This is a genomic window from Nostoc sp. KVJ3 (assembly GCF_026127265.1).
GTDB lineage: Bacteria > Cyanobacteriota > Cyanobacteriia > Cyanobacteriales > Nostocaceae > Nostoc.
In genome coordinates this window covers 303,554-322,745 of record NZ_WWFG01000002.1, presented here as the reverse complement: position 1 = coordinate 322,745, position 19,192 = coordinate 303,554, and the positions used below count along the sequence as shown (strand labels likewise).

General features: G+C 41.0%; 12 protein-coding genes. 8 read left to right on the top strand and 4 right to left on the bottom strand.

Features of this window, described 5'->3' with window-relative positions:
* The first annotated feature begins 149 nt into the window (after positions 1-149).
* Positions 150-2,171, top strand: a complete 2,022-nt coding sequence (locus GTQ43_RS17440; RefSeq protein WP_265274008.1) for an ABC transporter ATP-binding protein/permease — start codon at positions 150-152, stop codon at positions 2,169-2,171.
* 186 nt (positions 2,172-2,357) lie between these two features.
* On the opposite strand, the gene GTQ43_RS17435 is transcribed toward GTQ43_RS17440, so the two are convergent.
* Positions 2,358-2,804 (bottom strand): hypothetical protein, encoded by a 447-nt coding sequence (locus GTQ43_RS17435; protein ID WP_265274006.1) that lies wholly within the window; start codon positions 2,802-2,804, stop codon positions 2,358-2,360.
* 253 nt (positions 2,805-3,057) lie between these two features.
* On the opposite strand from GTQ43_RS17435, the gene GTQ43_RS17430 reads away from it, so the two are divergent.
* Positions 3,058-3,258: a hypothetical protein gene (locus GTQ43_RS17430; protein ID WP_265274005.1), complete on the top strand. Its 201-nt coding sequence runs from the start codon at positions 3,058-3,060 to the stop codon at positions 3,256-3,258.
* A 93-nt stretch (positions 3,259-3,351) separates the two neighbouring features.
* A complete protein-coding gene (locus tag GTQ43_RS17425) occupies positions 3,352-5,832 on the top strand; it encodes a type II CAAX prenyl endopeptidase Rce1 family protein (protein ID WP_265274004.1) in 2,481 nt (826 codons plus the stop codon).
* 231 nt (positions 5,833-6,063) lie between these two features.
* On the opposite strand, the gene GTQ43_RS17420 is transcribed toward GTQ43_RS17425, so the two are convergent.
* Positions 6,064-6,471 carry a universal stress protein gene (locus GTQ43_RS17420; RefSeq protein ID WP_265276480.1) on the bottom strand — a complete coding sequence of 136 codons (408 nt, stop codon included), beginning with the start codon at positions 6,469-6,471 and terminating at the stop codon, positions 6,064-6,066.
* 89 nt (positions 6,472-6,560) lie between these two features.
* Between GTQ43_RS17420 and GTQ43_RS17415 the strand changes: the two genes are divergently transcribed.
* Positions 6,561-7,763: a phosphoglycerate kinase gene (locus tag GTQ43_RS17415; protein ID WP_265274003.1), complete on the top strand. Its 1,203-nt coding sequence runs from the start codon at positions 6,561-6,563 to the stop codon at positions 7,761-7,763.
* Positions 7,764-7,950: 187 nt separating this feature from the next.
* Here the strand turns inward: GTQ43_RS17415 and GTQ43_RS17410 are convergent, their stop codons facing one another.
* Positions 7,951-13,683 carry a translocation/assembly module TamB domain-containing protein gene (locus GTQ43_RS17410; protein ID WP_265274002.1) on the bottom strand — a complete coding sequence of 1,911 codons (5,733 nt, stop codon included), beginning with the start codon at positions 13,681-13,683 and terminating at the stop codon, positions 7,951-7,953.
* Between the two features lie 260 nt (positions 13,684-13,943).
* Here GTQ43_RS17410 and GTQ43_RS17405 point away from each other — a divergent pair, with 260 nt between their 5' ends.
* The 4 genes from GTQ43_RS17405 (at position 13,944) to GTQ43_RS17390 (ending at position 17,836) form a co-directional block, all read left to right on the top strand.
* Complete coding sequence (locus GTQ43_RS17405; protein WP_265274001.1) at positions 13,944-14,372, top strand: DUF3110 domain-containing protein; 429 nt, start codon at positions 13,944-13,946, stop codon at positions 14,370-14,372.
* A 70-nt stretch (positions 14,373-14,442) separates the two neighbouring features.
* Positions 14,443-15,369 (top strand): N-acetylmuramic acid 6-phosphate etherase, encoded by a 927-nt coding sequence (gene murQ, locus GTQ43_RS17400; protein WP_265274000.1) that lies wholly within the window; start codon positions 14,443-14,445, stop codon positions 15,367-15,369.
* 514 nt (positions 15,370-15,883) lie between these two features.
* Complete coding sequence (locus GTQ43_RS17395) at positions 15,884-17,074, top strand: response regulator (RefSeq protein ID WP_265273999.1); 1,191 nt, start codon at positions 15,884-15,886, stop codon at positions 17,072-17,074.
* Positions 17,075-17,509: 435 nt separating this feature from the next.
* Entirely contained in the window at positions 17,510-17,836 is a 327-nt protein-coding gene (locus GTQ43_RS17390) for a hypothetical protein (RefSeq protein ID WP_265273998.1), read from the top strand.
* Between the two features lie 215 nt (positions 17,837-18,051).
* Here GTQ43_RS17390 and GTQ43_RS17385 read toward each other — a convergent pair whose 3' ends face one another.
* Positions 18,052-18,534 carry a cupin domain-containing protein gene (locus GTQ43_RS17385; protein WP_265273997.1) on the bottom strand — a complete coding sequence of 161 codons (483 nt, stop codon included), beginning with the start codon at positions 18,532-18,534 and terminating at the stop codon, positions 18,052-18,054.
* Between the last annotated feature and the right edge of the window lie 658 nt (positions 18,535-19,192).

The window sequence follows — 19,192 nt, the reverse complement described above, 5'->3', positions numbered from 1 at the left end:
CCTTGTTGAGAACAAAGACCGAATGTGTTTTTCAGCGAAAAGCTTTATCTCTAAGGCTTTTGGGCATTTTCGTACGTCGAACTCAGGTTAACACTACTTCCATATAACTAGCTTAGTTATTACGTAAAATCTTAGTTTAATTTCAGAATATGCCAACCCAAGTTGTTCAAGCTCAACCTTCAACAAATGCTTTTTTCGGTTTTATTCAATTCTGGAAAGACGTAAAGGCGGTTGCCCAACCTTACTGGTATCCAAACGAACCAGGAGACAGAGCATTCTCAGACGTGATTCGCTCATGGGGAATGCTCATTCTCCTGATATTATTAATAATTGCACTTGTCGGTGCAAATGTTTTTAATAGCTTTATTAATCGCTATTTGCTCGATATCATCATTGAAGAGAAGGATCTTTCTAAGTTTTCTGATGCTTTACTGGTTTATGGTTCAGTTCTGGTATTGGTAACTCTCTTAGTAGGATTCTCCAAACTAGTGAGAAAAAAAATTGCTCTAGATTGGTATCAATGGCTGAATAATAAGATTTTCTCAAAATATTTAAACAGTCGAGCTTATTACAAAATCAACTTTAAATCTAATATTGATAATCCAGATCAACGTTTATCACAAGAAATCGAACCCATTGCAAGCAATGCTTTAAGTTTTTCAGCTACTCTCCTGGAAAAAATACTGGAGATGACAGCTTTTTTATTAGTTCTTTGGTCAATCTCTCAGTCTGTTGCACTGATTTTAGTTACTTATACGGTCATAGGCAATTTGATTGCTGTCTATTTGACCCAAGAATTAAATAAAATTAATCGAGAAGAACTCGAAGCGAAAGCTGACTACACCTATTGCCTGTCTCATTTTCGTACTCATGCTGAATCAATAGCTTTCTTTCGAGGAGAGAAACAAGAATCAAATATTATTGGCCGCCGATTTAATAATTTGATAAAAAATGCTAAACGCAAAATTGATTGGGAGAGGAACAATGAGATTTTTAATAGAGGTTATAAATCTGTAATTCAAATATTTCCGTATATAGTATTTGGACCTTTAGAGATTAAAGGTGAAATTGAATTTGGAGAAATTAGCCAAGCGTCTATATGTTGCTATTTTTTTGCTAATGCTTTGGGTGATTTAATCAATGAATTTGGGAATTCTGGAAGATTTTCTAGCTATGTTGAACGGTTATCTGAATTTTCAGATGCGTTAGAAGAAGTAACTAAACAACCAGAGAAAGTCAGTAGCATTAAAACGATAGAAGAAAATCATCTCGCTTTTGAGAATGTCACTTTACAAACGCCTAACTATGAACAGGTAATCGTTGAAAATTTATCACTTGATGTTCGACCAGGAGAAGGTTTATTGATTGTTGGGCCTAGTGGTCGAGGTAAAAGTTCTCTGCTAAGAGCGATCGCTGGTTTGTGGAATGCGGGAACAGGCCGTCTAGTGCGACCTCCCCTAGAAGAAGTCTTATTTTTACCCCAACGTCCTTACATCATCTTGGGAACTTTGCGTGAACAGTTACTTTATCCTAATACTAATCGTCAGATGACCGATGCGGAACTCAAAGAAGTATTACAACAAGTTAACCTGCAAAACTTGCTACATCGAGTTGATGACTTCGATACAGAAGTTCCTTGGGAAAATATACTCTCATTGGGAGAACAACAACGCCTAGCTTTCGCACGACTATTAGTTACTCGTCCTAGCTTTACTATATTAGATGAAGCGACCAGTGCTTTGGATTTGAAGAATGAAGGAAGTTTATATCAGCAGTTACAAGAGACGAAAACAACATTCATTAGTGTTGGGCACAGGGAAAGTCTATTTGATTATCATCAATGGGTTTTGGAACTTTCGCAAGATTCAAGTTGGCAACTTGTGACTGTGCAAGATTATCGAAATCAAAAAGCAATCGCCCATAATCCTCCTAAAATTGCTCATATCATAATAGATGATTTTCCTAATAATGAGTCCCAAAGTCAATTAGAAATATTAACAGAAAAAGCTACAATTGAAGGGCTTTCTCATAAAGAAATGACTGAATTAAGTTGCTATTCCATTAAAACTATTAGAAGTAAGGCAAGCAAAGGGGAGTCTATCAGTACTAGGAACGGCTTTACCTATCACTATGATAAAGACCCTAAAGTGTTGAAATGGGTTATGGCGTAGCGTGTCTAAGAGTTGCTATCGCTTTGTTCATAGTCGGTAACAGTCAAATTATTTGATTGCCGCAGCCGACGTTTACGAAAATTTGACAACTAAAAGTTAAGCATTTGAGGCTTATTCAACTAAATTATCTACGTCAGAGGAGCAATTATTAATACAATAAAATCTTTTAGTTAAATAGGTATCGCTTTACCGTTTTTGGCAATTTAGAACGGTAGGGGCAGAAGCTTGACGCTGGGTATACTTAACTTCCCATCCAGGTAAATTCCACCAGACAACACGTTTTTCTGGTTGTAACCAAAAGTCTAGTTGTTTGATTAAGCCATTCTCAAAAACTAGTTTCGGGAAGGTAGGATAGTCACGATCATCACTCTCGCTATAGTTACGTCCAAGATAGTTAAAACAAGCCTTTAATCCCTGAGTAACTCCCAACTCTTCAACTCCAATGCCTTTTAAGGTCGAATTATCGTAGCTGAAGCTGCCATTGAAGGATTTGCCTGCTAACGAGCCTTTAGTCACATTAATTGTAAAGTCATAGCTAACAGTAGAGTTTTGAGCAAGACTTGTTCCAATTACGCCAGTGCTAAAAGCAGCAGTTGCGATCCCAATTGCAAATTTAGGCAATAGTTTGAGCATAGTAATCTTGATGGTAAACTTTAGTGCTTTCGGATAATTTGTGCGTAGACGTGCAACGGCTTGTCGATAGACATCGCCCGTTGGAGAGATCGTGATTACCTAACTCATGCTTGGCAATGATAAAAAGCATATCACCTACTTTGATTTTGCATAGTGGTGCATCAGCAAAGTGTGGGAAGCTAATCAAGTCGTGCCAACTCCAGGGGGCAATCGCTAATCCTGGTCTTTCTGGTGCTGTATTGCCCTAGCGACTATGAACCCAAATCCAGAAGATGCCGTGAAAAGTCAGATTAAATGTGAGGCGATTCTTGCAGAACAAGAACTCAAGGCTAATGGAAGGATAAGAGTCATAGTTCAAGATAATGGCTCTATACATAAATCTCTTGAAGTACGAGAATATTGGACTAAGTGGGAAAGTCTTGGTTTATATATTTTCTCAAAACAGTGTATTTAAGTGTATTTAATAGTAAGATTGTCAGCAACTAAAACTTGCTGATAATTTATGATTTTCCGTGGATTGAGTCGAAAAGCAAGGCTACTATTTACAATGTTTTTACTCCTAGTGTTTATGGCCGTAATTGCGGTGTGGCAACTTGGGTTAATAAAACCCCAGTTACTACAACAAGAAAGTAATTACGCGATCCATATTCGACAAAATTTTAATCAATCTAGTTTTTATCCCTTTGCAAAAATTCCATCTGCAAACCTTTATAAACCTATTGGCGACTGGGTAGGAAGATTAATTTTACCAACAAAACAGCAATTACAAGATGGTTTAGATTGGGTATGGATGGAAGTACAATATGCACCACCTACAGCACCAAGTTTAGTAGGTAAAATTGTGCGTTTGGAGTGGAAAAAGAAGAAAGATTTGCTCGCTTTTAATCGAGCAGTAATGCGAGATGTTAATTTTACTTCTGAAGTGATTAAAAGTCAAAAACAAGGAAACATTCATCCTTTTCGACTAAATGGAGTTCGCCAGGTAGGGATTTTACGCTCTTTGGCTGGTGCAAATCCTGATGATGAAACAATTGTTACTTTAGATTCAAGTACAATCATTGATGGAAATAAAGAAAAATCTATTTTGCAAATTGAACGCGAACCTGTTTTGGCAACTGGTAGGTTTTATGGGTTGGTAAAAATAATTAAACCGATTAAGGCTAGCGATAAAACTATTTTATTTCCAGGAGCAAAGCAGTATAACGATTATTTTTTAGTCCAGCATTATAATGCTAATTCAAATAAGTTTGATAGTCCTAAAGAAACTATTCGTATTCCCCAACAAATAATAGATAAGCGAAATTTTGCTCCTTCAAGTTCGCAGCAAATCGAACAATCACCTGCGGGTGAGGATGGGTGGTATATTTATGGCTCCCCCGATGCAAAGGGCGTATTTACGGTAGTAGCACTTGCACCTCATTCTCTGTTTCAAATTAAACCCCGACAAATTATTACTGGTGAGGAATTAGGGCTAAATTACATCCAGGAGGTAAATTGGCAAAATACCGAAAAAAATAAAGGTAAATTTAATACTGTATTATTAAAACCTGTAGAAACACAAAATTCACCTAATCAATCTATATCAAAATGGCAAGAAGGCAATAAAGCGATTGTATTACACCTATTTGGTGGAATTGGTGGACGCAAAGCTGAACCAGTTGGAGTACCTTATACTATCACGGGACATTTTGCTTTTGGAGTTGCAGAAGTTGTCCGCGACGAGTTTACTAAAGAATTACGTTTCGAGACTAAATACCACCAAATTTATGCCCATAATCCTGATGGAATTATTGCCGGAACGCATACATGGGCTGATTATATGGGTAACTTACAACGTGGTTGGCTAGCAACACGTCCAGTATCAGATATTCTCATCAAATTCGACCCTGTAACGCAGGATTATGATTTTGATGGTGTTAAATTTTCGCCCTTAGAACAATTCCAGCAACAATTACAGGTAACAATGGCACGTTATCGAGTCGGTGATGGAACTGGTGGCGCAATGGTATCACCTGCTACCTCATGCGTCCAAGACGCAAGCCAAGCGCTTTATGCTGCGATACTGGCAATTAAAAACCAAGTTGCTACAACTCCTCAAATTCAAACTTGGGTACGCGCAAACCCCAATCACCCGCAAGCATTACGCTTTCAGCAGCTAGTTGAATTAAGTCAATCTTTGGAACAACAATTAGCACCCTTGGGTATAGTTCGTGCTGATTGGAACAGTCAAGCAGGTATACTCGCAGGTACGGGCATAGGAAAAACAACGAAACCATTTCAAGCCCGTAGTATTTGGGCTGGTTTGACAACATGGCGAACAATAATGCCTAGACTTGCACACGATGACCTCGCCGCAATATTTTTAAAGCATGGTGCAATTATGCAAGTATTGCGAACTAATCAAGTAGGTGGTTGGCAAGCTAATATTACACCCATTGCACCAACATTACTTTTGGGACAAATTAAGATTCCCTTTACCAATATTGCACCGCTTTCAATTCTTTTAAATCGCACTTTAGCGTCCTTAGCAGTTCCGACACTAAAAGATTGGTTAGTTATTTTTGTAATGTTGATAATTTATAGTATTATTGCTCTACCTTATGGTTGGAGATTTGGGTTTTTACAGATACAAGTTTGGTCTGCAAGTTGGATTGATAAATGCTTGTTAATATTGCGTTGTTTATTTTTACCTGCAATTGTTGAAGAACTCTTTTTTCACGTTTTTTTGCTTCCTCATCCTAGTGATATAACCAATTGGCTCCAATGGGCTTTGTCGGCAATAGTGAGTTTATTATTATTTATCTTGTATCATCCGTTGAGTGCTAAAACATTTTTTAAGGCTGGAGTTCCCACATTTTATAATCATGCTTTTCTTATTTTAGCTGCATTTTTGGGAATTATATGCACTATTGCATATACATTAACAGGATCTCTGTTTGTGATAGTTTTAATTCACTGGGTTGTAGTAGTAGTTTGGTTAATTGTCTTTGGAGGAATCAGAAAATTAAATAATAATCGAAAAAATTAGAACACTAATACAAATGCTGTGTGAAGATGTGCTAACCATATTTGAGTATAAGAAAGAAAAACTAACTGCAAAGGACGCGTAGACACGCAATACTGCGTAGGTTTTGGAATTTCTTGGTTGAGGCAAGCTGTTCTTGAGCAGAGGGAGAAATGGCGGCAGGGGAAGAGTTTCGCCTCCCCTGCTTCCCCTGCCTCCCCTGCCCTCCCCTGCTTATCCGAGCAGTATTGCCTGCTAAGGCACAATCAGCACTGGGCAAGGGGAAAGGTTAATAACGCGAGTTGTCACACTATCATCCGCTCCCTCTTCAGTCAAACCTAGCCCCCGACAGCCCATGATAATTAAATCAGCCCCGATTTCATCAGCGACATCGCAGATAGTAAAAGCTGGTTTACCTTGCCTTTCCAGGATTTCAGATTGAATTCCTTGCCCAGAAAATAAAGATTGGGCACTTTCTAGCAATTTGGCAACTACCTCTGGTGACACCATCGGATCGGCGTTAGGTGCGTCTTTTGGTGCTTCTTCCACCACAGACAGCAGCACCAAGCGACTGCTGTACTTTTTGACGATGTTGGTAACAACGTCAGCAGCTTCTCGCGTTTCCCGGCTTTGATCGATCGGAAATAGTACTGTCTTAAATATCTCTGTCACTTGGGTACCCCTGACTCCGGTAAAATCTTGATGGTTCTACTTTCAAAACAATAACAAAAAGGCAATCAGGAGAGTTTGGTGTGTCCAAAAAAAGTTTAGCAAGTTTATCTTCAGCTGATATATCTGGGAAACGTGCCTTAGTACGGGTTGACTTTAATGTGCCTGTGGACGATCGAGGCAACATTACCGACGATACTCGGATTCGTGCTGCTCTACCAACCATCCAAGATTTGACGCAGAAGGGTGCTAAAGTCATTCTCGCAAGTCATTTTGGTCGTCCCAAAGGTGTGGATGACAAATTACGCCTAACTCCCGTTGCCAAGCGTCTCTCTGAGTTACTGGGGCAAGAAGTCATTAAAACTGATGACTCTATTGGCGATGAAGTTGCGGCTAAAGTCGGCGCGTTGCAAAATGGCCAAGTGCTTTTACTAGAAAATGTCCGTTTTTACCCAGAAGAAGAGAAAAACGACCCAGAATTTGCCAAAAAATTGGCAGCTAATGCTGATTTCTATGTAAATGATGCCTTTGGGACTGCCCACCGTGCCCACGCTTCTACTGAAGGTGTGACTAAATTCCTCAGTCCTTCTGTGGCTGGATATTTGGTTGAGAAGGAATTGCAATATCTGCAAAACGCTATTGAAAATCCCCAGCGTCCTTTGGCGGCAATTATTGGTGGTTCCAAGGTTTCCAGCAAAATTGGCGTAATTGAAACACTGCTGGAGAAGTGCGACAAGCTGATTATTGGCGGTGGGATGATTTTCACCTTCTACAAAGCCCGTGGTTTGAGTGTCGGTAAGTCGTTGGTGGAAGAAGATAAGCTGGAACTAGCGAAGTCTTTGGAAGCCAAGGCTAAAGAACGAGGCGTTGCTTTATTGCTGCCCACGGATGTGGTAGTGGCAGATAACTTTGCTCCTGATGCCAATTCTCAAACCGTTAGCATTGAGAATATCCCCGATGGTTGGATGGGTTTGGATATTGGGCCAGACTCGGTGAAACTTTTCCAAGAAGCCCTTGCAGATACCAAAACGGTAATTTGGAATGGGCCTATGGGTGTGTTTGAGTTTGATAAGTTTGCCGCAGGTACGGAAGCGATCGCTCATACTCTAGCAGAAATCGGCAAAACTGGCACAACCACCATCATTGGCGGCGGTGACTCAGTAGCGGCTGTGGAAAAGGTTGGTTTAGCAGACCAAATGAGCCACATCTCCACCGGCGGCGGCGCTAGCTTGGAGTTACTTGAGGGCAAAGTATTGCCTGGAATTGCAGCTTTAGATGATGCTTAATCGCCATCTTTAGAATTATGTAGAGACGCGTTAACCAAGCGACACGAAGTCCAATTTCGCGTCTCTACAGGTCTAAAATCAGAAACCTAAGTAAGTCGGTACAAATAAACCTAACCAGATAACAGAATTTAAAAAACACAAGACCTTTACGTTCGCGTAGCGTACCGGAGGCTCTATTACGAATTATTTAAAACCGTGTTTGATACTCCACTACTGCACGACTGTCATCGCTTAAATTCGTGGAAGCACGTACGCGGAATTTATCGTTTATGCGGTAATTAACACCCCATTGGAAGGGGTCATTAGTTGTTAAAATTTTAATACTAGAAAAGGAGATTTTGGAAGAAATATCAATTCCAGCCTCTGCTGCCAATTCCAAGGTTGAATTGCTCCTTCCCGCTTCGGGATTATCAGAAATAACGGTAGGAAATATCCGCAATTCACTTAAGCCAAAGGTACTCCCAATCTGGTTAAAAGCTGACTGAAAATTGTTGAACACAGCTGAACCGGCGATGTTAATCAGACCCAAAGTACTGTCACCACGTCCTTGGGTGTCTACAAATCCACCTCCTAAAAGAGCAACAATTTCAGTTTGACTACGTGATGGACTGCTTGTTAATTCTAGATTTTCATTTAGTTTACTGGCAAGACCGTTAATAGTAGCTTCAACTCGAACACTTTCTAAAGCTGATAAACCTGTAGAATTGGTTCTACTAAAGTCATTACTTTGAGTAACATCCAGTACCTTGGCAAATAGCCGAATATCTAAGTTGGGGTCGCGGGGTTGAGAGGGACTAAACGTTGCAGTGTGTTTATAGCCAGAAGCAAGGTTAAATTGAGTAGTAAATAAATTCACGCCACCTTTTTCTAAGCGGATAGTGCCATCGGGTATAGGCTGATTGATTAAGCCATTAACTATGAGATTACCAGTGGCGAGGAAGTTTAGAATTGGGGGACGGGTAATTTGAACATTTTTACCGAGTTCCAAATCTAGATTATTAAATCTAGCAGTGCCTGATGGTAAAGCTTGAACCAATGCATTTTCCTTGCCATTCCCAATGTCAGATTTACTCTGCTTATTTTCTTTGGTGGGTGATACTCCAAGACTATTATTTCCCGATGAAGTTGTGCCAGTAGATTCTGCCAGTAATACCTGACCATCAAATAAACTTACTTTACCGCCAATTACTGGATTAAGAGCAGAACCAGTGATTTGCAAATTGCCGCTAGCACCACCTTGGTACAGTCCCTTGAGATTCAATGTTAGCTGATCGAGATTAACAGTCAGGGGATTGTTGATAGTCACATTCTCATTGTTGAAGATGGGTATTTCTCCAACAGCTTCTACCTTCCCCCGGCTAAATCTACCTTGCAGATTTTCTACTAAGATGCTGTCAAAATTAAACAGCACTTTACCTGTGACATGCCTTAGCTTACCTGGCAATGCCTGGGCTGAAAAAGTAGCATTATTGATAGTGGCATTGCCATTTACTTCGGGTTTTTGTAACGTTCCGCGTACCTTGAGGTCTACTTCTCCTTCGCCTTTCTCAAATACCACTTGACTATTCAATGCGTTTAACAGTCCCAATCCCTCGTTTTCTAACTTCATATCCAGACTAATTTGATCGCTATCTGGTGCAACGGTTGCAAAAGGCAATTTATAAGGGATGCTGCCAGTAATATCAACAGGTTTTGGCCCAGCAACTGCTACAGTACTACCAAAGTTTAAGCGTCCGTTGGCATAGCTGAAACTTGCTGTTGCTGAATCTATTGCCTTCTGATTTAGTTTTCCTTCTGTGATTTGCAATTCCCCTCTAGTTTGGGGATTAGCAATGCTACCTGCTAAAGCGGCTGTAGCGTTAAGATTACCTGTGATTCCAACTGGTAGTTTGACAAAATTACTCAGTACTTGTACCGGAAAATTAGTCACCCGCAACTGACCAGATTGTTCATCACCGCCAACGCTACCGGTGAAGGCAATCAGCCTGTTTTGAGATTCAAATCGTAAAGGTCGCAAACTCAAAACACTGTTTTCAAAGTTGCCTTCTGCAATCACTTTGTCAGCAGTATAAAAACGATTTCGTTCTTCCTTTTTACCCCAGGCAAAGTTTTGTCCATTCAATTTAAAATCTACTGATAATCCGTTAGCTGTACCTGTATTTACAGCTACTTCCCCATTGAAAGTCCCCTTTAAGTCTGCCAAATCTGGTATTGGAGTAGAATCAAGTCGCTTTTGTTCCTGTTCTGCTACCAGGGTTTCAATTTCAGAAAACCTCTGGATTTGGGTTAATAAGGGTTGATTTGGCGCTCCTTGGGGGGTGGTGGTTAGATCCTCTGCTGTGCCGTATATTTCTGGTGAACCACCTGGCAAATTTTGTAAATCAAATACCTGGGCGACAGTCAGAACATCTTGGATCTCTCCCTGATTGACGTTCAGTTTACCTTGTAGTTGAGGCCCTTTAGGACTTTGGGCAAAAGTACCGACAAGAGCATAGCTACTTTTACCTTTGACAAATTCGCTGCTTGCGAGTGTGGCTTTTCCATTGTCGTAGCGGAATTGAGCAGCTATTCGATCGCCTTTAAGTCGGCCAATTTGCGGATTAGCGATCGCTAAATTCCCCGTTGCTGCCAATGTCTGCTGATTAAACAGCAAATCCCCAGTTAACAACCCAGTTATCTTACCAGCACCCAAGCGAGTAATTGCTGGCGGAGTCAAATTCAATATTTGTAAGGGGAAATTTGCAACTTTCAGCGCCCAATCATTGCCTTGAATATTACCTGTGGCTGATGCTTCCTGCCATTTGACTAAGAAGGATTTCGGGCGATTATTAGCATCTAAATTAAACGCCAAGCGATCGCGATTACCCGCCAAATTCAAATTTAAACCGCGTCCCTGTGCTGAATCGATGTTTCCAGTTAACAACGACTCAAAAGCAATATCTTGAACAACCAAGTCTCGTAAATTGATTTGCCCTACCACATTTGGCAAGGGCAACTTGCCAGTGATTTGCCCATTAAAATCTACTCTCCCAGTTACAGCAACCTGATTAGGAAGATTGATTGGTAACTGTTTTAAGTTGTAATTCTGCGCTTGGACGTTGAGATTTAGGGCAGTAATTTCCGGTATGCCTACTCCCTGAGCATTGGCTAATATGTTACCAGTCACACTTAAACCGGGAGCAATTGCTCGCTCAATGGTCAGCCTTTCACCACTCCAAGCGATCGCAGCCGTCAAGGGTCGCTCAAGACCAGGGATACCTTGAGATAATTGCACCTGTCCAGCAGCACGCACATCGGCTAATTTGGCCGATCCGACAGTGCCAGCTAGTTGCAGCTGACCGCCAAATTGACCACGCAATTGCTGATTGAACCGATTTAATTCCACACCAGAAGCGTCAACTACAGCTTGATAGCGGCCATTAGCTAATTGAATATTAGAAGCTGCGATCGTTCCCCCTGCAACATTCAGCCGTCCTTGACCGCTGGCTTGGATAGTTTGCGGTTTAAAAGAATCAACAGAACCTGCCACGTTTGCTTGACCAGTTAATGTCCCTCGCAACTGCGGTGGTACAGCCGCCAACTGCTGCACAGGTACATTATTTGCCTGAACTTGCGTCCGGTAGACACCATTAGCTACTTGAATATTAGAGGCTGTAATAGTCCCACCCCCAACATTTATCCGCGCCTGACCCATAGCTTGGATAGTTTGTGGTTGGAAGGACTCAACGGAACCTTCCACATTTACTTCACCAGTTAATGTCCCTCGGAACTGCGGTGGTACAGCCGCCAACTGCCGCACAGGTACATTATTTGCCTGAACTTGCGCCTGATAGACACCATTAGCCACTTGAATATTTTTAGCTGTAACCGTACCACCGTCAATAGCAAGGCTACCTTCACCACTGCCACGGAGAGTTTTCAGACTGAAATTATCTCTGTTACCTGCGACTTGGAACGTCCCCGCCAATGGATTATTTAAAGCTGGGGGAGACTGTTTCAATATTTGCCCCAACCGCACACCATTAGCTACAAGTTGAGCAGAAAAGCTTTGTTCTTGCAGTTGAACATGAGAAACTGCTACTGTGCCACCACCAATTTGAACCCCTGCGCCATCAGTGCGAATTGTGGCAATTTTAAATGGTGCTGTGCTACCTGAGAGAATGAGATGACCATTGAATTGTGCCTCCGCCAAAGAGACATTTTGCAGTTGATTTTTGTCTACAAAAGGTTCTAATTTTAACCCAGAGGCAACAGCTACAGCTTGCCAACGCTCATTAAAATAACTACCAGTTGCCCGGACTGTGCCACCATTGACATTAAGAGCCACATTACGGAAAGAGACATTGCGATTTGGAGCGATCGCAACTTCACCAGTTCCGGGATAAGTACCGTTAGGGGCTTGATACTGTACCAAAGTTTGGACATTGGTAGGAGGGCCGAACAGTTGGGCTGTAGCTGAGACATTGCCGATTTGGAACGCAGGTGTTGTTTGATAAACTTTAGCGATCGCATCCCCTGGAACATTCTTAGCAGCAAAATTTAAATCTAGTCGGGGTTTTTTACCAAGTTGAATTGTGCCAGCGCCAGTAATTTCACCCCCAACTTTAGCTTTACCTTGAATATCTTTCAGGGTAACTAAAGAGGAACTAGTAACAAGCTCAAATTTACTACTGATAGTATTAAAATCAACTTTATCAATTCGGGCAGTTTGGATTGTGGCAACCGTGCCTGAGAGAATTGGCTCTTTAGTCGATCCGGTAATTTGGATATCTGCTTTTACTTGTCCAGCGATCGGTACAGGTAGTTTTATCTTTAGAGTTTCCTGAGCATTAGCCAAACTTACCGCATTTACACGCCCTGCCAACTTGAAGCCTGTTTGAGTGTCAATGATTCCCGCAGCCACCACAGGAATTTTACCGTAGTTAGTAGTAACATTCTTTAGCTCCAACTCTGTTCCTTGGAAACGGAGATTTCCTTGGCTATTGCTCAAAAGTTGCGGGACTTTGGGGATTTGAAGTGTTACCCCTTGCACGGTAGCGTTGCCATACAATAAAGTCTTCTGTCTTGGTGTCAATCGAACTAATAAATCGCCATTGGCTCGACCTGCCTGTAAGTTCAGTGGTAACTTAATCAACCGAGTAATATCCGCAGCCAGGAAGTCTTGTCCTTGCAAGTGAAAGTTTCCTGCTAGTGCCCTAGAACGTGTCTCGCCCTGAATGAAAACATTGCCACCACTATCTCCTTTCCCCGCCACTTCAAACTGGATCAACTGGTTGTTTGCTAAAAGTTGGGCAGATCCATTTAGTTGAGAAAATGTTACGGGGGATGTTCCTCCCCCATCTCCCCCATCTCCCCCTGCTCCCCCTGCTCCCTGCTCCCCTGCCCCCCCTGCTCTCTTCTGCGGCATTAACGCCAGCTTTGCATTGCGAAACCGCAGGTAGTCCAAATCGGTTTTAATGAAACCGCTTTCACCTGACGATACGATTTTAGTTGAAACCCATCGCCCTTGGTCATCCTGTTCAATATAAATATCTGGGTTGACTAAGGTAACATCTAGCTTTAGATGGTGGTTAAAGATTAGTTGTAATAGGTCAAAACCCACCTCCACAGATTCGACTGTAGCCCTATCTGGATCTGTGGGTGTGGCTGGGATAGCTGAAGCCCCAAACTGCACTCCCGTCAACGAAAATTGTGTAACTTTTCCCAGTTTTAGCGGACGGTTGAGTGTAGTAGTCAAACTTTGTTGTGCCAATGGCGTTAACTCTGTTTGGACAAAAGTCCACAACCGCCAAATACCGATGATAACTCCTAACAGCAAAAGTCCGCCCAAGGCAATGCTACCCCGACTTAACACCAGCAGCCATAGACGCTTACGGGTAGGTAAAGGGGAGTGATGATCTTGATTGGGAGATTTAGTCATTTGCTTTCACTGTATTAATTGCCGGATGTCGCTGGCACACACAAGCATTAACTGGCACATTGATTCAGTATGCCATTTCCAGGATACGCCAACTAAACCCAAGACCCCATTAGTTAAGTTACGGTATTTGCTTGATCCAATACTTATGCTTAATAATATTGGCGTTTTCAGGAAAATCTAACTAAAGTGAAAATTGTTCCTGTGACTTTCCTTGAGGTACAACCTAGAACTTTAATATGAATAGACCTTAAAAAGGACAGATGATTACACCAATGCGTGTTTTTGTGTTGATTTTTAATGCTCGAACGGAAAATGAGGGGATTCACACGATTCGGGAGGGCGATCGCAATAAAATTCTGATGTTCGAGTCAGAAGACGATGCGACGCGCTTCGCCCTGATGCTGGAAGCTCAGGATTTCCCTTCACCTACACCAGAGCCAATTGATGCCGAGGAAATCAAGGAATTTTGTGAAAATGCTGGATATGAATGGGAAATCATCCCAGAAAACAGCAATTTAGTTGTCACTCCCCCAGAACTGAATGTAGAACAAACTGATTGGCAAGTAGATGCCCAGAAGGAGGATACTGTTGAAGACACCTTCCCTCTCAATCAACAGTCACTAGAAGAACCAGAATTATCTGATTTTGAACTAGAAAAGATGCGTCGGAAATTGGAAGGATTGTTGTAATTAATCATTAGTCATTAGCAACTGACTAATGACTAATGACTAAGGATAAAGGACAAATGATAGAGGATAAATGACAAACTTGCAGGAACGTGGGCATCTTTTAACCGAGTTGGTAAATCCTAACAGTCTTAACTTAGATCAGCTCAGTTCTCTGGAATTGGTAGAGCTGTTTAATAGCGAAGACCAAAAAGCAGTTGCAGCAGTTGCAACTGCAAAAGTTCAGTTGGCACAAGCGATTGATACCACCGCAGAGCGTTTGCGCCAAGGAGGACGCTTATTTTATATTGGTGCGGGTACAAGTGGTCGGTTAGGAGTGTTAGATGCTGCTGAGTGTCCACCTACTTTTTGTACACCCCCAGAGTTAGTACAGGGGATTATTGCTGGTGGTGCGGGTGCGTTGGTACGCAGTTCGGAAGATTTAGAAGATAGCATCGAAGATGGCGAGGCTGCGATCGCAGGGCGACACATTACCCAGCTAGATGTCGTAGTCGGTATTACTGCTGGTGGGACAACGCCTTATGTCCACGGTGCCCTTCATGCTGCTCGTCAACGGGGAGCTAGTACTATTTTTATCGCCTGTGTTCCGGCGGAACAAGTTAGCTTTGATGCCGATATTGACATTCGCCTATTGACAGGGCCAGAAATCATCGCCGGCTCAACTCGCCTAAAAGCTGGTACAGCCACGAAGTTAGCTTTGAATATTCTTTCTACGGGGGTAATGGTCAAACTCGGTAAGGTTTACGGTAATCGGATGGTAGATGTGGCGGTAACAAATCAAAAGTTACGCGATCGCGCTTTGCGAATTTTACAAGACCTCACAGGCTTAAGTCGAGAAGCAGCTGGTTTTTTATTAGAACGCAGTGGCAAATGGGTTAAGCTAGCATTATTAATGCACTGGACTGGGTTAGAAAAAGAGGAAGGCGATCGGCTTCTTTCGGAACACAAAAGTAATCTTAGGGCAGCTGTTATGAGTTATCAAAAGCACAACCAACCTTAAAAAAACCTTTCTAAATAAATACTCTATAAAATGGCTGCTATTTCTCTAAGTAGCACGCCTTTTTTAAGGATAATATTCTTTAGAAAAGCGCCCTAAAATCTCCAATATTAATAAATGTAACCTTAAGTAAATATTTGTAAGATTCATCACAATCTCAATAACTAAAGCAAGAATATCTAGACACTAGCTAATCTTTATTAAATAAAAATTCCGAACTTATACGGATATAATTCTCTATGGAAGTTATTAAAATGATATACAAATACTGAATGCATCTTCAATGATGTGGACTATGAGTAAACTACTTGAGTCGTAAAGTCTACCGATAATAAACTCCGTGCTATCAGACTTATTGACTGGCGATATTTTTGCTATTTTCCCATCATCCTTAATTTTAACAAAGTTGATTTAAACTGCTATGTACCAAATGTATATGCGCTTTTTGAGATATCTTTTAACCACGTAGCTAGTGTGGGTTTTTCAATAGCTGGCTTTTTAATACAAGGAACAAAGTATGACCCACCCGGAACTTCTTCTTTCAAATAACCTAGTGAATGAGTTTAAAACTTGTACTCAATTACAATATAATGGCAAATTAAATATTAAAAGTTCAAAAGGCAGTCAATGGACTTTTTACTATCGGCTAGGACGAATAGTTTGGGCAACAGGTGGCACTCATCCCTTCCGCCGTTGGCGTAGACACATGGCTCAAAATTGTCCTCAGATTGATGTTGATAAGTTGCTGCTGCGTCCGCAAGACCTATCAATGGATTACTGGGATTACCGTCTTCTAGAAATCTTTCATAAAAAACAGAAAATTCAGAGAGAACAGATTCAGTCTATTGCTGAAAACACCATAACAGAACTATTATTTGATCTAGCTTTACAAGGAAATTTTGCTTCTATAAGTTGCAATCGTAGCCAAGAAGTTATTTTAGAAACACCAATTAGCTTCACGAGTGCAGAAATGTCTGTAAAGCACATGCAAGACTCGTGGAAAATTTGGTCAGAAGCTGGTTTAGCAAATTTTTCTCCTGACTTAGCACCAGTTCTACGGCGACCAGAACAACTCCAGCAGATGGTAAGCCCCTCTGTCTACAAAAACTTTGTGAGTTTAATCAACGGTAAATTGACTCTACGAGATTTAGCCGTGAAAATGAAGCAGAGTGTACTACCACTCACTCGGTCATTGCTTCCCTATGTCCTTAAAGGAATCATCGAATTGGTGGAAGTATCTGACACGCCCTTACTATTAACTGAGGTTAGTAATAAGCCTGTTACCCCACAATCAAAGAAACCGATTGCTCCCCTAGTAGCCTGTGTGGATGATAGCCCTCAAGTCTGTAAAATGCTAGAAGAAATTATTACTTCTAATGGACTGAGGTTTATCAAGATTCAAGATGCTGTACAAGCACTCCCAACCCTTATTCAAGATAAACCAGACTTAATTTTCTTGGATTTAATTATGCCAGTCGCTAGTGGTTACGAAATCTGTACTCAATTGCGGCGAATATCTGCCTTTGCCAATACACCAGTAATTATACTAACAGGCAGCGATGGTCTTTTAGATAGAGTTCGTGCCAAGGTAGTCGGTTCTACAGACTTTATCACTAAACCCGTAATGGCTGATAAGGTAATGAGTATAGTCCGAAAGTATTTACCTACATCGAGTGTCCCCATCGAGAAGAGTAAAGCTAATGTATAGGTTTGTAATTATGGAGAATAAGTAATTGTTCTTGATAGTTAATCATCAGTTAATCTGATTAGTTTAGAAATTTAATTAGGACTTACGCACTGTACAAAACAATCATGTTTTGCATCAACGTAAATACGCCGTTTCAGGTTTTTATTAATCATTCGTTGATGGCAAAGAAACCCGCGTCGTAGGGGCAATTCATGAATTGCCTCTACGACGAATGTGGTTTTTCAAATCATCTATACTTGGTCTTTTCTGTCAATGCGTAAGTCCTATTAATTTCTTATGCCAATTCTTTATGAAGCTGCGCTAAATAAAGCTTCAAGAATAAAATCGTAAGCGGTAAGAGAAACAATTACCTCTGGTGTAATATTATTACAGCACCTCAGCCAATTAGCGCTACTAGCAGAACTTACCCGTAGTCAATTACAAACACAAGAACAGATGCGACAAACGCAGCAACAAATCCGATCTACACAGAAAGTAGTAAGAGAAACAAACGCTACTGTACAAGAATTAACCAGTGACATAAATCGTGTTTTAGCTCGCAGTGCTGTGTTTGATGATGTGGTTTTACAACTACAAGAAAATCAGCAACTCATGCAAGCTAATTTCAACGAATTTCAGCGTAATTTTGCAGAACATCAACGTACTTTGTCAGAATATAGACGTGATTTTATAGAGCATCAACGCACTACTAGCGCAGCTTTCAACAGCTTAGAAGCGATCGACTTAAGGCTGATCAAAATAATTGGGAGGGGACAGAATTGATAACCCACATTCTACACCGACAACCCCTTGACCTTTTTTTAATTAAAATGAAAATGGTGTTTTTTCTAGTGAACACTTCAGTAATTTAATACTATTTTTATTCTCATCTGTGACTAGCGGTAATATTGCAATACCTGGGTCAGTGGCTATTAAGGGGTTAACTTTCAGGGGGGCGAAAAAACGAATTGGAGATGACACCCAATTTTTCATCAAATTCATCTATTTTTCGGATTGATTAAAATAGCTTTTGGTTGATTAGCATTAAATAGAGAAGCAGACAAAAGAATAATTGCTTTGCTTGTCTGGTTTTCCCCATAATGAATCATTCCAGCAGGTTCAACTAAAGAATCTCCTACTGTCAGCTGTATAGTTTCTCCTTTTTTAATAATCAATTTTGTGCCGTTAGCTTTTGTTACTTTAGCTTCTCCTTCTATAACAGTATAAGTTAAAGTTCCCACCTCTACTCGTTCAATCTGTATCCCTGGATGAGTATGAGTAGGTAGTTTTGTCCTTGGTGCGATGGTATACCGTACAAGCTCAAGAATCTGCAAATGATCTTGAGTAGGATAACCACTTGCTAGGACTTCACGGGTAACAGATTGAGTATAAGTATTGAGTGAGGAGCTTGACTGGCTGTTAACAGCTACACTACTAAAAGCTAGAAAAGCTAAGGGGAGAATCACAGATAGTTTTCTCATCTGAAAAATTTTGTTCGGGGTAATTTCAGAAAAATTTTGATTAAAGGAAATGAAGCGATGATTGAAGCATTGCTTCGGATTTATCCAAGCGCAATGCACTGCACATCTTGGGTATTCTCAACCTAATAATACCGCTATCGGAGTCTCTTGTGTGGATTTTGGGACAGTGTGTCGCACAACTCGGATTGTCCACATCTTCACGGCGGCCACTTACTGAAAAGTCCGTTTTATCGCGGTTTATCTGAAATCTTGTTCAAAAATCAGATATGAGTCCTATAGCTTTTGGTTATTACGTGACTTTAGTCATGTTTAACAAATGACTTTTGGTATATCGAAGCAATTAACATATTCAGAATATATTATTTCATAGCCATTATTCCCATCCGGCGTGGTCATATTTTATTAGTACTTACCACCGCGATCGCTAGTTCCACATTTTGTAACTCTCAAAAGCTGGTTTCGCCAATTTATTCAGGTACGAGATACTGAAGCAGCACAAAGATGTCTCGTATCTGCGAGCGCTTCTGGAGCTAATTCCTAGCAAATTGCAGACATCCTGTTCTGTGCTGCTACAGATCATCGCTATCTTGATGTTGGGCATAGGGTTGATTTTATTAACAAAGCACTAGAAGCACTTGATGCTGTCCATTGGCAAGGA